18 protein-coding genes are annotated in these 13,738 nt (G+C 59.6%); 14 read left to right on the top strand and 4 right to left on the bottom strand.

The window, feature by feature from the left end; translation table 11 throughout:
- Positions 1-16: 16 nt before the first annotated feature.
- The 4 genes from fliG to motA are packed head-to-tail and all read right to left on the bottom strand — an operon-like array spanning position 17 to position 3,581.
- Positions 17-1,051: a flagellar motor switch protein FliG gene (fliG, locus tag QO002_RS06305; RefSeq protein ID WP_307227766.1), complete on the bottom strand. Its 1,035-nt coding sequence runs from the start codon at positions 1,049-1,051 to the stop codon at positions 17-19.
- A gap of 29 nt (positions 1,052-1,080) precedes the next feature.
- A complete protein-coding gene (gene fliN / locus QO002_RS06310) occupies positions 1,081-1,716 on the bottom strand; it encodes a flagellar motor switch protein FliN (RefSeq protein WP_307227768.1) in 636 nt (211 codons plus the stop codon).
- A gap of 35 nt (positions 1,717-1,751) precedes the next feature.
- The gene (locus QO002_RS06315; RefSeq protein WP_307227770.1) at positions 1,752-2,699 is read right to left on the bottom strand and encodes a FliM/FliN family flagellar motor switch protein; all 948 of its coding nucleotides are present in this window, start codon (positions 2,697-2,699) and stop codon (positions 1,752-1,754) included.
- 3 nt (positions 2,700-2,702) lie between these two features.
- Positions 2,703-3,581 carry a flagellar motor stator protein MotA gene (motA, locus tag QO002_RS06320; RefSeq protein ID WP_307227772.1) on the bottom strand — a complete coding sequence of 293 codons (879 nt, stop codon included), beginning with the start codon at positions 3,579-3,581 and terminating at the stop codon, positions 2,703-2,705.
- A gap of 207 nt (positions 3,582-3,788) precedes the next feature.
- Between motA and QO002_RS06325 the strand changes: the two genes are divergently transcribed.
- The 14 genes from QO002_RS06325 (at position 3,789) to fliP (ending at position 13,694) form a co-directional block, all read left to right on the top strand.
- Positions 3,789-4,568, top strand: a complete 780-nt coding sequence (locus tag QO002_RS06325; protein WP_307227774.1) for a DUF1217 domain-containing protein — start codon at positions 3,789-3,791, stop codon at positions 4,566-4,568.
- A gap of 1 nt (position 4,569) precedes the next feature.
- On the top strand, positions 4,570-5,295 hold the full coding sequence (gene flgF, locus QO002_RS06330) for a flagellar basal-body rod protein FlgF (RefSeq protein ID WP_307227776.1): 726 nt from the start codon (positions 4,570-4,572) through the stop codon (positions 5,293-5,295).
- A gap of 48 nt (positions 5,296-5,343) precedes the next feature.
- Positions 5,344-6,744, top strand: a complete 1,401-nt coding sequence (gene fliI, locus QO002_RS06335; protein WP_307227778.1) for a flagellar protein export ATPase FliI — start codon at positions 5,344-5,346, stop codon at positions 6,742-6,744.
- Complete coding sequence (locus tag QO002_RS06340; protein ID WP_307227780.1) at positions 6,741-7,292, top strand: flagellar protein; 552 nt, start codon at positions 6,741-6,743, stop codon at positions 7,290-7,292. Before fliI ends, QO002_RS06340 begins: the two co-directional genes overlap by 4 nt.
- A gap of 200 nt (positions 7,293-7,492) precedes the next feature.
- Positions 7,493-7,873, top strand: coding sequence for a flagellar basal body rod protein FlgB (flgB, locus tag QO002_RS06345; protein WP_307233196.1), 381 nt, complete (start codon positions 7,493-7,495; stop codon positions 7,871-7,873).
- 5 nt (positions 7,874-7,878) lie between these two features.
- Positions 7,879-8,298: a flagellar basal body rod protein FlgC gene (flgC, locus tag QO002_RS06350; protein ID WP_307227782.1), complete on the top strand. Its 420-nt coding sequence runs from the start codon at positions 7,879-7,881 to the stop codon at positions 8,296-8,298.
- Positions 8,298-8,630: a flagellar hook-basal body complex protein FliE gene (gene fliE, locus QO002_RS06355; RefSeq protein ID WP_307227785.1), complete on the top strand. Its 333-nt coding sequence runs from the start codon at positions 8,298-8,300 to the stop codon at positions 8,628-8,630. The genes flgC and fliE overlap by 1 nt, the downstream gene beginning before the upstream one ends.
- A gap of 12 nt (positions 8,631-8,642) precedes the next feature.
- Positions 8,643-9,431, top strand: a complete 789-nt coding sequence (gene flgG, locus QO002_RS06360) for a flagellar basal-body rod protein FlgG (RefSeq protein WP_307227787.1) — start codon at positions 8,643-8,645, stop codon at positions 9,429-9,431.
- A 17-nt stretch (positions 9,432-9,448) separates the two neighbouring features.
- Positions 9,449-9,970 (top strand): flagellar basal body P-ring formation chaperone FlgA, encoded by a 522-nt coding sequence (flgA, locus tag QO002_RS06365; protein WP_307227789.1) that lies wholly within the window; start codon positions 9,449-9,451, stop codon positions 9,968-9,970.
- Positions 9,967-11,082, top strand: a complete 1,116-nt coding sequence (locus QO002_RS06370) for a flagellar basal body P-ring protein FlgI (RefSeq protein ID WP_307227792.1) — start codon at positions 9,967-9,969, stop codon at positions 11,080-11,082. Before flgA ends, QO002_RS06370 begins: the two co-directional genes overlap by 4 nt.
- On the top strand, positions 11,079-11,621 hold the full coding sequence (locus tag QO002_RS06375) for a MotE family protein (protein WP_307227794.1): 543 nt from the start codon (positions 11,079-11,081) through the stop codon (positions 11,619-11,621). The genes QO002_RS06370 and QO002_RS06375 overlap by 4 nt, the downstream gene beginning before the upstream one ends.
- Positions 11,618-12,334 (top strand): flagellar basal body L-ring protein FlgH, encoded by a 717-nt coding sequence (gene flgH, locus QO002_RS06380; RefSeq protein ID WP_307227796.1) that lies wholly within the window; start codon positions 11,618-11,620, stop codon positions 12,332-12,334. Before QO002_RS06375 ends, flgH begins: the two co-directional genes overlap by 4 nt.
- Before the next feature lie 54 nt (positions 12,335-12,388).
- A complete protein-coding gene (locus QO002_RS06385; protein WP_307227798.1) occupies positions 12,389-12,949 on the top strand; it encodes a flagellar basal body-associated FliL family protein in 561 nt (186 codons plus the stop codon).
- Between the two features lie 7 nt (positions 12,950-12,956).
- Complete coding sequence (fliP, locus tag QO002_RS06390; protein ID WP_307227800.1) at positions 12,957-13,694, top strand: flagellar type III secretion system pore protein FliP; 738 nt, start codon at positions 12,957-12,959, stop codon at positions 13,692-13,694.
- The last annotated feature ends 44 nt before the right edge of the window (positions 13,695-13,738 follow it).

Below are 13,738 nucleotides of genomic sequence, written 5' to 3' on the forward strand. Positions count from 1 at the left end.
AGAGCGTGCGCCTGGATCAGGCTGCGGCTGCTGCGTCCTTTTCCTTGAGCTCGATCTGGCCGCTTGCGGCAAGCCGGATGGCTTCCTGGGTGATCGAGCGGCGGGCGATGGCGATATCGCGCGGATTGATGCCGACATCGCCGGCCGCGAGATCCGATTCGATCATGCGGCGCTGGCGTGCACCGATCGAGGCGAGGACACATTCGCGCAGTTCCATGTTGGAGCCGCGCAGCGCCATGGTGATGATGTCGCCGGAAACGTCGTTGAGCAGCTGCACGCGGCTGCGCTGCGGCATGTTGAGGATGTCGTCGAAGAGGAAGATCTTCGGGCGAACCTTCTTGACTGATTCGGTGTTGATGCTTTCAAGCGAGGCCAGCAGCGTATCGACCTGGCTCTTCTCCATCTCGTTCATGACTTCGGCGATCTTGACGGAACCGACCGAGTTGCGCTCGGAATCCAGTTCGCGCATCAGATCAACCACGCGCGTCTCGATGATCGCCGCAGCCTTGGGCGCGACGTTCTTCATGTTGACGGTACGATTGATGATGTCGGCACGGCCGGCTTCAGGGAGCTGCAGCAGAACCTTGGCGCCGAAGGTTGATGGCATCATCGACAGCACGTAGGCGATGGTCTGCGGATGCTCCTTGCCGAGATGCCTTGCAACATAGAGCGGATCGGAATCCTGCAGCCGGTCCCAGATATTGGCTTCATAGGCCTGGAAGGCAGTACGGCGGCCAAGCAGACCGTCGACTTCGTCAGGCGTGAGGCCTTCTTCGAGAATGGCTTCGATGGCCTTGGCGTTGTCCATGAGGCCGGCACCTTCGGTAAACAGGTCCTCGAATTCGTTGACGAGAAGTTCCAGCTCGTCCGGCGGGATGGAGCGCAGCGACTGGGCCGAGGCGATGATCGCCTGCAGCTCGCTCTGGGTGAAGAATTTCAGCAATTTTCCGGCGACCGGTTTGCCCATGGCAAGAAGAACTGCGGCAGCCTTGTCCATCTGGCTGAGAGGTCTGGTGGGAGCCTGAGCGGCGAAATCGTCGAAATCCATCATGGATCTTTCCTTGTAACCCTGAACCGGGTTTAACTTTTACTGGTACCCTTGATCTCGATGAGCTTGACGCCGAAGCGGGTGTCATCTTCTTCGAGAACCGTTATTTCTCCCCGACCGATCATCCGGCCGTTGACCACGATGTCGACCGGCTCGCCGATCCTGCGGTCCAGCGCGATGGTCGCGCCTTCGCTGAGGCCCATCAGGCTCGAAACCTGCATGCGGCTCGAGCCCAGGACGATCTGGACATCGATCGGGATATCCATAATGAGGTCGAGATTGGAGGCCATGCCGCTGCCGGGCTCGCTGCTCGACGGGCTGTCGAAGCTGGAAGCGCCGAAATCGTTGCCAAATCCGCCGGAGGAGGGCGTGTCGTCGAGACCGCCGAAGGACGTGCTGCCGAAATCCCCACCGAAGCTGCCGAGATCGCTCGTCGATGCATCGAAGGTGCTGGCAAAGTCCGTCGTACCCGCACTTGTATCGGCAAAGTCCATGCCGAAATCGCCTGCAGGGGCGCCACCATCGGTATCGCTCTTCAGAACGCCGCGCAGATCGTCGATTGCGCGATCGAGCTCGGCATCGCCGCCGGCGACGTTTGTCAGGTCTTCAATCGGTGCTTTCTTCGTAGCCATGTGCAAATTATTCCATTTGAAGCTTGCCCCAACCATGTTGCGGGCGCGAGGTCGGGCAAGGCGCTGTCTTTTTAGCTCATGAGATGGTTCAGAATGTCATTGTCTGAACCGAGATTGTCCTTGATCCGCACCGTGTAACGGGCGCCGGACCGTCCAAATTCGCAAAGATAGAGATCCCGGCCATTGGCATCGACCTCGACGCGCACGTCCTTGGCGTCGTGGAAGGGGATGACATCGCCGGGCTGCAGACGGCTGATCGTATTCAGCGTCAGGCTCTGAAGCTTGATTCTGGCCTCGAGTTTGACGGTCGAGCGACGAACCTGCTGTTCAAGCTGTTCGCCCCATTCGCCCTTTGCCTTGCGGTTCTGGCCGACACCTTTCGGAAAGACGACTGTCGTCTTCAGGAGTGGCTGTTGCGGAACGATGATCGAGACGGTCGAAAGCACTGGCCCGAGCCCGATCGAGATGTTGATGCAGGCCGCAAACACATCCTCTTCTTCCGGGACTGCCGGGGGCTTGCCGCTGGCGTTGTAGGGCCGGTTCAGGAGCGGCTCGAAACCGCCGGCTGCATTGACGGCGGATTTCAGCACGTCCGCGACCTTTTCGAAGATCATGGTCGCGACATCGAGTTCGATATCGGAAAGCCGGCGCGGCTTGGGCTCCTCGACATCCGATGCCGGTGCTCCAAGCAACATTTCCATCAGCGTGATGATCACGGGGCTGTCACAGCTCAGCACGAAATCCTGGCACCAGTTACGAAGGCCGACGTCGCAGAGCGCTACGCCGTCGCCAAGTCCGGTAATCAGCTTGCTCTTCAGCCCGGTCTCGAAGCCCGCATAGGCGATCGTGATGTCCTGCTGGGTTTCGCTGTTGAGGATATCCGGCAGAAATTCGGAAAAGACCTGCCCCAACTCCTCGGCAAGCTTGCCGACGGTCACTTCGTCGCCAAGCGCGCCGGTCATGCGTGCCAGAAGCCGGCGGTCGAAGGAGTGGACGTTGCTTTTGACGCTTGTTGTCATCGGTTAGGCCGCCTTGCTTTCGCTGCCGCCACCGGGATTCATCATTTCCTGCTCGACGGCGTCGATCGAAGGACGCTCGTAAGCCGAGATGGTCTTGCGGCCATATTCAAGAGCAACCTGCGGAACCGAACCGTTCATGTAGGCAAGAAGCGTCTGCTTGACGATGATGTAGAGACGGTTCTGCTTTTCGCGCACCGATTTGACGTTGGAGATGACTGGAGCTACCACGCAGTAAGACAGAAAGATGCCGAGCATGGTGCCGACGAGCGCGGCTGCGATCTTGCCGCCGAGAACTTCCGGCGATTCGGAGATGGCGCCCATGGCCTTGATAACGCCGAGAACGGCCGCGACGATGCCGATGGCCGGGAAGGCGTCGCTCATGGTGGTGAGCGCGTTATAAACTTTCATCTTGTCATGGGTGATCGTGTTGATTTCCTCATCCATCAGCGCCTCGATTTCGTGGCTGCGGGCGTTGCCGATGATGATCAGGCGAACGTAGTCGCAGATGAACGAGGTCAGTTCCTTGTTCTTCAGAACTGTCGGGGCCGATTGGAAGATCGAAGACTCTTCCGGATTGTCGATATGGGCTTCGATCTCGTTGCGCGACTTGGTGCGCAGGTCGCGCATCAGGCTGTAGAGCACGCCCAGCGTATCGAGATAGTTGCGTTCCTTTGGAACCTTGTGCGCGAAGGCCTCACCCAGCGCCTTGCCGGTGTCCTTCAGCACTTTCATCGAGTTCGCCATGACGTAGCCGCCGAGGCCGGCGCCGCCGATGATGACGAGCTCGAACGGCTGGTTCAGAACCTCCATATGGCCGCCCATGGCGATGAAGCCGCCAAGAATACAGCCGATGGTCAAGACGAGACCGATGATGATGTTCATTTCGATACCTGCCGGAATGATGGATTTTCGAGGTTATCGATAGGTCTTCAGCCTTGCGTGAGGCTGGCCCGGGAGGGCGAAAACGCCCGCTTCACCCGAACAGGTTCGCGCAAGCAAGTTCCTTCAGTTTCCGCCACAAGCGCCAAACCATGCGCGGCCTTGTGTGCCAACTGACTTGTGTGCCAACCGAAGAGCGGGATAACTGTCGTGACGACCACCTACACCAGTTACAAGCTGATAACGACCAACATGTCCACGTCGCTGGACAGGGTGTCCAAGCAGCCGGACGTTGCCCGCGAGACCGAATATTACCTCGCCCATATCGGCAACATCAAATCCATCGACGAGTTCTTTGCCGACACGCGTCTTTATGATTATGCGATCAAGGCGCACGGTCTTGAAGACATGGGTTACGCCAAGGCGTTTATGCGCAAGGTGTTGACCGAAGGCGTCGATAGCGACGATGCCTTTGCCAAGCAGTTGACCGACAGTCGTTATACAGATCTCGTCGGATCCCTGAACTTTGCCCGCAACGGCGCTTCTGCGACATCCTTCGACAATGCCCAGAAGGGCGTTGCCGACAAGTATATGCGCCAGACGCTGGAGAAGGATGCCGGCGAGGAAAATGCCGGCGTCCGGCTTGCGCTTTATTTCGAGCGCATGGCGCCGACGATTACCAGCGGCTACAGCATCCTGGCCGATGACGCGCTGGCCCAGGTTGCGCGCACGCTGATGCAGGTGCCGGTCGAATTTGCCGCCTCCGATATCGATAAACAGGCCACCGCGGTCGAGAAAGCGATTGATCTTGAAGACCTGAAGGATCCGACGAAACTCACCAAGCTGATGGAGCGCTTCACCGCCCTGTGGGAACTGGACAATTCCACCGACAACTACGATCCGCTCGCCGTCTTCGGCTCTTCCAGCGGCTACGGTGTCTCCGCAGACCTCCTTCTTTCCATCAACACCCTGAAACTCGGAGGTCGCTGACATGCAGACCGGACTTTACGTAGCCGTTTCCTCTCAGATGGCGCTTGAAAAGCGCATGAACACGCTGGCCGACAACGTCGCCAATGCCAACACCGTCGGCTTTCGTGCAACCGAAGTGAAGTTCAACCAGCTCATCGGTGATAACAAGCCGGCCAAGGTGGCGTTTGTCTCCAAGGGCGAGGAATTCATCAACACCAACAATGGTGGTTTGAATCAGACCGGCAATACCCTCGATTTCGCCATCAAGGGCGAGGCCTGGTTCTCCATCGAAACCCCCGCTGGTCCGGCGCTGACACGCGACGGCCGGTTCACGCTCACCGAAGCGGGCGATCTCGTTACCCTCAGGGGCTATCCGGTCCTTGATGCCGGTGGTGCTGCAATTCAGATCGCCGATGGCAGTACACCCATCAAGGTCGGCGCCGATGGCTCCATCCATCAGAACGGCACCCAGGTTGCAGCACTTGGTCTTTATGAAGCGGATTTCTCGAACGGCTTTACGCGCACAGACAACAGCGCCGTCATTCCGAACACGCAGCCGGAGCCCGTCGTCGATCGCTTCGATGTCGGCGTCATGCAGGGGTATGTCGAGGAATCGAACGTCAACCCCGTTCAGGAAATGTCGCAGCTTATCATGGTTTCCCGCGCCTTCGAAAACATCACCGCGCTGATGCGTGACAGTGAAGGCTCGCTCGACGAAGCCATCAAGACGCTCGGCGGCGCGAAGTAATTCACGCCAAAGAAGGCCAGATATTCCAAACCGCGACGACGAGGCTGCATGCAAAGCGAAAAAATCAGGATCACGACGTCTTCGACTTCGCTTGCCGCGCTGTCAGGCCTTGCCGAACGCTACGCCAATCCCGAATTTTCAATCGCGCCCGGCGGCCATGTCCAGACGATTTCTGCCGGCCACTATACGGTCAGCGGCCTTTCGCGGCACGTCCGTCTTGGAGAATTCGTTGCCCACAAGAGCACGACCGGCATCCACCTGGGCGAAGTGGTCAAGGTTGAGCCCGATCTTGTCTATGTGTGCCCCATCGAGCCGGGTGACCCGATCGGCATCCATGACACGGTGATCCGCAAAGGCGCCTTTCGTATTGCGCCGACCGAATCCTGGTGCGGCCGCACCATCAATTCGCTGTGCGAGCCGATCGATGGCGGCGGACCGTTGCTGCAGGGTGACAAGCGCCGCTCGATCTCCAACACGGCCCCGCCCTCGATGACCCGCAAGCGTGTCGAGCATGGTTTCAAGACCGGCGTGCGCGCCATCGATATCTTCTCGCCGCTCTGCCTTGGCCAGCGTCTCGGCGTCTTCGCCGGCTCTGGCGTCGGCAAGTCGACGCTGCTGTCGATGCTTGCCCGTGCCGATGCCTTCGACAAGGTGGTGATCGCGCTGGTCGGCGAACGTGGCCGTGAAGTGCGCGAATTCATCGAAGACACGCTCGGCGAAAACCTGAAGAAATCCGTCGCCGTTGTCGCAACCAGCGACGAAAGCCCGATGTTGCGCAAGATGGCGCCTCTGACCGCCGTCACCATTGCCGAGCACTACCGCGACAAGGGCGACAATGTGCTGCTCATCGTCGATAGCGTGACACGCTTTGCCCACGCGATCCGTGAAGTCGCTACCGCCTCCGGAGAGCCACCGATCGCCCGTGGCTATCCGGCCTCCGTCTTCACCGAGCTGCCGCGCCTTCTCGAGCGGGCCGGACCAGGGCCTGAAGGCACCGGCACGATTACGGCGATCATCTCCATCCTCGTCGATGGCGACAACCACAACGACCCCATCGCCGACTCGACCCGCGGTATTCTCGACGGTCATATCGTCATGGACCGAAGCCTGGCGGAGGAGGGGCGCTATCCTCCGATCAACCCGCTGGCCTCCGTGTCGCGTCTTGCGCGCAAGGCATGGACGCCGGATCAGGAAAAACTGGTCGGGCGGCTGAAATCGCTTATCCATCGCTTTGAGGAGACCCGCGACCTGCGCCTTATCGGCGGCTATCGCGCTGGCAGTGACCCCGATCTCGATATGGCGATCAAGCAGGTGCCGGTCATCTACGACATTCTGAAGCAGACGCCGGGAGAGCGCCCGGCTTTCGACGCGTTCACCGATCTTGCCAGTGCGCTGAAGGCCGCTGCCGGTATGGGTGGAGCGGGTGGTGCCGCGAGGGCAAGGGGATGAAGCAGCAAATGACCGACTACGATGCCGACGAAATCGTGCCGCAGCGCAAGCGCAAGGATCGTGTTCCCCTGATCGACAAGGCTCTGGGCGCTACCGGTATCGTGCTTGCAGGCCTTGCCACCTTCTTCCCGTGGTACGCTTTTCTCAATCAGGAAAAATTTTCTCTGCCGACGCTTTGGCAGGGTAGTTCCAAGGAAATTCCGGGACATACCGGACAGCCCGGTCTTGCCGCGTCGCCGCTTGCGATGACCGACCCGCAGACACGCGCCGCAGTCGACCAGCTGGTGACCGCGACGGTCCCGGCCACAGGTGAAGATCTGCAGCCGGCGACCTCTCAGGATGGTCCCGGCCAGCCGTTCCCGGCCGCTTCCGGCTTCCGCTTGATGCATGTTGCCAATGGCCGTGCGCTCGTCGAGGACAAGAACGGCCTCTATATCGTCAATGTCGGCGGTGTGCTGCCCGACAACAGCCGCCTCTCCACCCTGGAGCAGCGCGACGGTCGCTGGGTGATGATCACCTCCAAGGGTGACCTTATCCAGGCCGATTGAGCGCGGTTCATCGCGCCAGCAATTCTCCTGAATTCCGACATGGAGCCGGCACGCGCAAACGCAGTGGCCGGACCACCGCGTTGCGCGGTTGCATCGCTTTCCACCCGGATTTCAGGGCTTGCGGCGGGAATGCACCGTTCGCAACAGTCTGACGCAAGATTGCCGTCATAGGTTCCAGGCAACAAGCATGGAGTCGCATGATGCAACCTATACAGCTCTTCGATCTCGCGTCGCGGCAGGCGCAATGGCTGGCAGTTCGCCAGAACGTCGTCGCGGGCAATATTGCAAACGTCAACACCCCTCACTACGCGTCAAAGGATATCAAATCCTTTGAAAGTACGCTGCAGACGACCGGCATCCAGATGGCGGCGACCCAGCGCGGGCACTTCACCGAAAGCCCTGAAGCGGCCCAGGTGACCGAGACCAGCATGCTCGAAGACACACAGGTCGAGCAGTCCGGCAACAGTGTCGAGCTGGAAAAGGAAATGATGAAAACCGGTGAAATCAAGCGCGACTACGAGCTCAACACCGGGCTCGTAAAGGCGTTTCATCGAATGATGCTCATGACGGTACGGAAATAGAGACCATGGATCCTCTCGTCGCCTCCCTCAAGGTTTCGGCCTCCGGCCTCGAAGCAGAATCGACCCGCCTGCGGATCGTTTCGGAGAATATTGCCAACGCGCGTTCCACCGGCGATGCGCCCGGTACAGACCCCTATCGCCGCAAGACCGTCAGCTTCACGGCCGAAGTCGATCGGATGAGTGGTGCCTCCAGTGTTGCCATCGATCGGCTTGGCACGGACGATTCCGATTTCTCGGTCGAATTCGATCCGGGCAATCCGGCCGCCGACGGAAAGGGCATGGTGAAATTGCCGAACGTCAACGTCCTCGTCGAAATGGCCGACATGCGCGAAGCCAATCGTTCGTACGAGGCCAATCTGCAGACCACGCGCCAGGCGCGCGACCTGATTTCCGCGACAATCGACCTTCTGAGGGCTTCGCAATAATGATCGACGCAATCAAGACCATCAGCTCGGCAATATCAGCCGTCAAGGACCTCACCTCGACCTCTGAAACGTCGGCATCGCAAAGCGTTCTTGGGACCCAGGGCACCGGCACCAGCCAGAGCTTCGCCTCCGTCATGTCCAGCATGGCATCCGATATGGTGACCAACCTCAAGTCGTCGGAAGTCGCCTCCATCCAGGGCATTCGCGGCCAGGCAAACACTCGCGAAGTCATCGATGCCGTGATGAACGCAGAACAGTCGCTGCAGACCGCCATTGCCATCCGGGACAAGGTGGTCACCGCCTATCTCGAAATCGCACGCATGCCGATCTAAAGGATAAAATCCATGAAGGCTCTTGCCATTGCCGCAACCGGCATGAACGCTCAGCAGCTCAATCTCGAAGTCATCGCGAACAATATCGCGAACATCAATACGACAGGCTACAAGCGTGCCCGTGCCGAGTTTTCGGATCTGCTCTACCAGACCGAACGCGCCCAGGGTGTACCCAACCGGGCCAACCAGGCCATCATACCGGAAGGTGCCATGGTCGGTCTTGGCGTCCAGACCTCGGCCGTGCGCAACCTGCATATCCAGGGCAGCCTTGTCAGCACCGGCAACGACCTCGATCTTGCGCTCGTCGGGCGCGGCTGGTTCCAGATCGAAATGCCGGATGGCGAGACTGCCTATACGCGCGCCGGTGCCTTCAACACCAATGCCGATGGCCAGCTCGTGACCATCGACGGCTACACCGTCGTTCCGGGCGTCACCGTGCCGCAGAATACGAGCGAGATCACGGTCAGCGCCTCCGGCCAGGTTCTTGCCCGCATCGGTAACGACACTATTCCGCAGCAAATCGGCCAGCTGACGATCGCAAACTTCGTCAACGAAGCCGGTCTTGAGCCTCAGGGCGACAATCTCTTCAGGGAGACCCCGGCTTCGGGCGATCCCGTGATTGGCACACCCGGCGATCCTGGCTTTGCCCAGATCAAGCAGAAGTACCTCGAAGCGTCCAACGTCGATCCGGTCAAGGAAATCACCGACCTGATCTCGGCCCAGCGCGCCTACGAAATGAACTCGAAGATCATCCAGGCAGCCGACGAAATGGCCGCCACGGTCAGCAAGAATCTCCGGTAAGAGAAGGAAAGGCAGACATGACGTTTCGCCGGCTAGATCAAGAGTCGAATGTGCCGGTCGCCGTGGCTCACAGGGCTTCGCGCCTCCGCCGGCTGTCTGTTGCCGTCGCGTTCTGCGGCGCGTTTCTGCCCTGCGGCTTGGCCCTGGCGGAAAATCCAATGGCGGTCATTCCGAAAGAAACGATTTATCCCGGCCAAGTCATCAATGCGAGCAGCCTGGAGACGGTGGAAGTCACCAACCCGAACCTCACGGGTGATTATGCCCATTCCGTCCAGGACGTGGTCGGCAAGATCACCAATCGCACGCTTCTCGCCGGTCGGGTCATTATCGTGTCTGCTCTGCGCGACCCCTATGTGGTCGAACGCGGCAAGGCCGTCCGTATCGTCTATTCCAACGGCCCGCTGACGATTACGGCGGGCGGCGCCCCGTTGGAGAACGCCGCCATCGGTGACCTGATCCGGGTCCGCAACACCGACAGCGGCATCATCGTCCAGGGGACCGTCATGCAGGATGGCACAATCCAGGTGGTGGCAAAATGAGAACTTTTCTTGGCAAATGGCTGGTCGCACTGGCCGCCGTCTGCTCAATCGCGGTTACGCCGGTTGAAGCCGCCTCGCGCATCAAGGACGTCGCCTCACTGCAATCCGGCCGCGAAAACCAGCTGATCGGCTATGGTCTGGTCGTCGGCCTCCAGGGAACCGGCGACAGCCTTCGGTCTTCGCCTTTCACCGAGCAATCGCTGCGCGCCATGCTGCAGAACCTGGGCATCTCGACCCAGGGCGGTGATTCTCGTTCGAAGAATATCGCGGCCGTACTCGTGACGGCCAACTTGCCGGCTTTCGCAAGCCCCGGCAGCCGCATGGATGTGACCGTCGGGTCGCTTGGCGATGCGACCTCTCTGCGCGGCGGTACGCTGGTCATGACTTCGCTTTCGGGCGCTGATGGCCAGATCTACGCTGTAGCGCAGGGCTCCGTCGTCGTAACCGGCTTCAATGCCCAAGGCAGTGCTGCCACCCTGAACCAGGGCATCACGACGGCCGGTCGCGTTCCAAACGGCGCCATTATCGAGCGTGAACTGCCTTCCAAGTTCAAGGATGGCTTCAACCTCGTGATGCAGCTTCGCAACCCCGACTTTTCGACGGCGGTGGGCATGGCTGAGGCGATCAACCGCTATTCGAAGGAACAGTTCGGTGGCCGTATCGCCGAAGCGCGCGACAGCCAGACCGTGGTGATCGACAAGCCGAAGATGGCTGATCTTTCGCGTCTCATGGCCGACATCGAAAATCTTGTCATCGAGACAGACGTTCCGGCCCGTGTCGTCGTCAACGAACGAACCGGTACGATCGTCATCGGTCAGGATGTGCGCATTTCCCAGGTTGCAGTCAGCTACGGCACCTTGACCGTGCAGGTTACGGAAACGCCGACCGTCGTGCAGCCGGAACCGTTCTCACGCGGCCAAACAGCCGTTGAGCCGAATACCACCATCCAGGCATCCCAGGACGGTGGCACTGTCGCGATCCTGAACGGTTCCAACCTTCGCACGCTCGTTGCCGGTCTCAACAGCATCGGGGTGAAACCGGACGGTATCATTTCCATTCTTCAAGGCATCAAGACTGCGGGTGCCCTACAGGCGGAGCTCGTGTTGCAATGATTGCACATCTTTTCTCGACATCTGCAGGCCGTGGCCGTCGTTTCTCCATCCTTGCCGCCGGTTGCTTGATGCTCGCCATTCCAGGCGCATTCGCTCAGGAAGTCGCCGCACCCGCCGCAGGCGTGCCGGCCAATGGTGATGAGATCCAGCAGTTCTGCACCAACATCGCCGATGCCGCCCGCGACCAGCGTTACGTGCTTCAAAAGCAGAACCTGGAAGAGCTGCAGGCCAAGGTCGACGAACGTATCGCCACGCTCGAAAAGCGCCGCACGGAATATCAGGACTGGCTGAAACGCCGGGATGATTTCCTCAAGGAAGCGGAACTTGGTCTCACCGACATCTATAAGAACATGAAGCCGGATGCCGCCGCCGGCCAGCTCGAGCTGATCAATCCTGCGGTTGCCGCTGCGATCGTCATGCGGCTGCCGCCCCGCCTGTCCAGTCTGATCCTCAGCGAGATGACCAGCGAAAAGGCCGCGGTGCTTGCCAATATCATTTCCAGCGCAAGCAACCCGAACACTTCCAAGGAGCCGTCATGAATATCCGCTTTCCGGCCTTGATTGCCGCCGCCGGTCTCCTTGCTGGTTGCCAGAATCAGGCGATCAACGAAATAGGCCGTGCGCCGGCCATGAGCCCCATCGGCAGCGGTCTGCAATATGCGCAGACCCCTCAGATGGCGATGTACCCGAAGGAGCCGCGCGCGGTCTCCAGCGGCTATTCGCTTTGGAGCGACAACCAGGCAGCCCTGTTCAAGGACGCACGTGCGCTCAATGTCGGTGATATTCTGACGGTGGATATCCGCATCGACGACAAGGCCACCTTCGACAACAAGACCGAGCGCAGCCGCAAAAACGACAGCGGCTTCAATATCGGGGCGAATGGCAAGTCGCAAACCAGCGACGGCTTTGGCTGGAGCGGTGGCCTCAACTACGATTCCAATACCTCCACCAAGGGTGACGGCTCCACTGAGCGCTCTGAAAAGCTGGTGCTGCAGGTCGCGGCGGTTGTCACAGGTGTGCTTGAGAATGGCAATCTCCTGATCAGCGGCTCTCAGGAAGTCCGCGTCAATCACGAGATGCGCATCCTGAATGTCGCCGGTATCGTTCGGCCCAAGGATGTCGATTCCGACAACAAGATTTCCTACGAAAAGATCGCCGAAGCGCGCATCTCCTACGGCGGCCGTGGTCGTCTGACGGAAGTGCAGCAGCCGCCTTACGGCCAGCAGATCATGGACCTTATTTCGCCGATCTGATCGACAGGCCGGGAATAGTCCCGGCCTGATCTGCCCCCTTTCCGGATGACAAGCATGGATGAGCTCGAAACCGCGACACTCGCACAGAAGAAGCCCTCGATGATCATGACCGTTGCTGCAATCGGCGTTGTTACGCTGCTTGCGGCAGGCGGCGGCTGGTTGGTTGGCGGCATCGCCGCTCCCAAGCCCGTCACTGTCGAGGAAGCGAAGGCCCTGGAAGAGGTGCGCAAGGCTGCCGAAGAGAAAAAGACGGCTACCCAACAGGCCGAAGCAGGCGGTGGTCACGAATCCGGCAAGAAGGAAGAAGGTCTGCCGCGCGCTGCAACCGAGGCCAATGGCATTTTGCAGCTTGAGCCGATCACCACCAATCTTGCCTATCCGACCGAAAACTGGATCCGGCTGGAATTGGCGTTACTTTTCAACGGCCCACCCGACGCACCGATGGCCGAGCAGATCCATCAGGATATCGCGGCGTATCTGCGGACCGTGTCCCTCCAGCAGATCCAGGGACCACGCGGATTTCAATATCTCAAGGATGACATTCAGGAACGGGTTGACCTTCGCTCCGAAGGGCGCGTAACCAATATTATCTTCAGGACCTTTGTAATCCAATGATTCGCCCATGATCCGGACCATCGCATTCATAGCCGCCATGGTGGCGATGTCGGGTATTGCAGGAGCTCAAGGGTTCCCCAGCGATCTCCTGAACACGCCTATCGACGGCTCGGTCGCGTCCTGGATTATCAGAACCTTCGGGCTTCTCACGATCCTTTCGATCGCGCCCGGGATCCTGATCATGGTGACGAGCTTTCCGCGCTTCGTCATCGCGTTCGCCATCCTGCGCACGGGCATGGGACTTGCAACCACGCCCTCGAACATGATCATGGTCAGCCTTGCGCTGTTCATGACGTTCTACGTGATGGCGCCGACCTTTGACCGGGCCTGGAAGAATGGCGTCGATCCGCTCCTGCAGAACCAGATCACGGAGCAGGAGGCGCTGACGCGCATCTCCGATCCTTTCCGCGACTTCATGGTGGCGAACACCCGGGACAAGGATTTGCAGCTCTTCATCGACATGGCGCGGGAGAAGGGGCAAAATCTCGTCGTCAATGGGCAGGTCGATCTGCGTGCCGTCATTCCGGCCTTCATGATCTCGGAAATCCGGCGCGGCTTCGAAATCGGATTCCTGATTATGTTGCCGTTCCTCGTCATCGACCTTGTCGTGGCGACCATCACGATGGCGATGGGCATGATGATGCTGCCGCCGACATCGATATCGCTCCCCTTCAAAATCCTCTTCTTCGTCTTGATCGACGGATGGAACCTGCTTGTGGGCAGTTTGGTGCGATCCTTCAATTGATCGGCATCGTGGTTAACGGCGCATCAACAAAATGCCGGTCGCAA

Origin of the sequence: Pararhizobium capsulatum DSM 1112, assembly GCF_030814475.1 — a bacterium.
In the GTDB taxonomy this organism is placed as follows: domain Bacteria; phylum Pseudomonadota; class Alphaproteobacteria; order Rhizobiales; family Rhizobiaceae; genus Pararhizobium; species Pararhizobium capsulatum.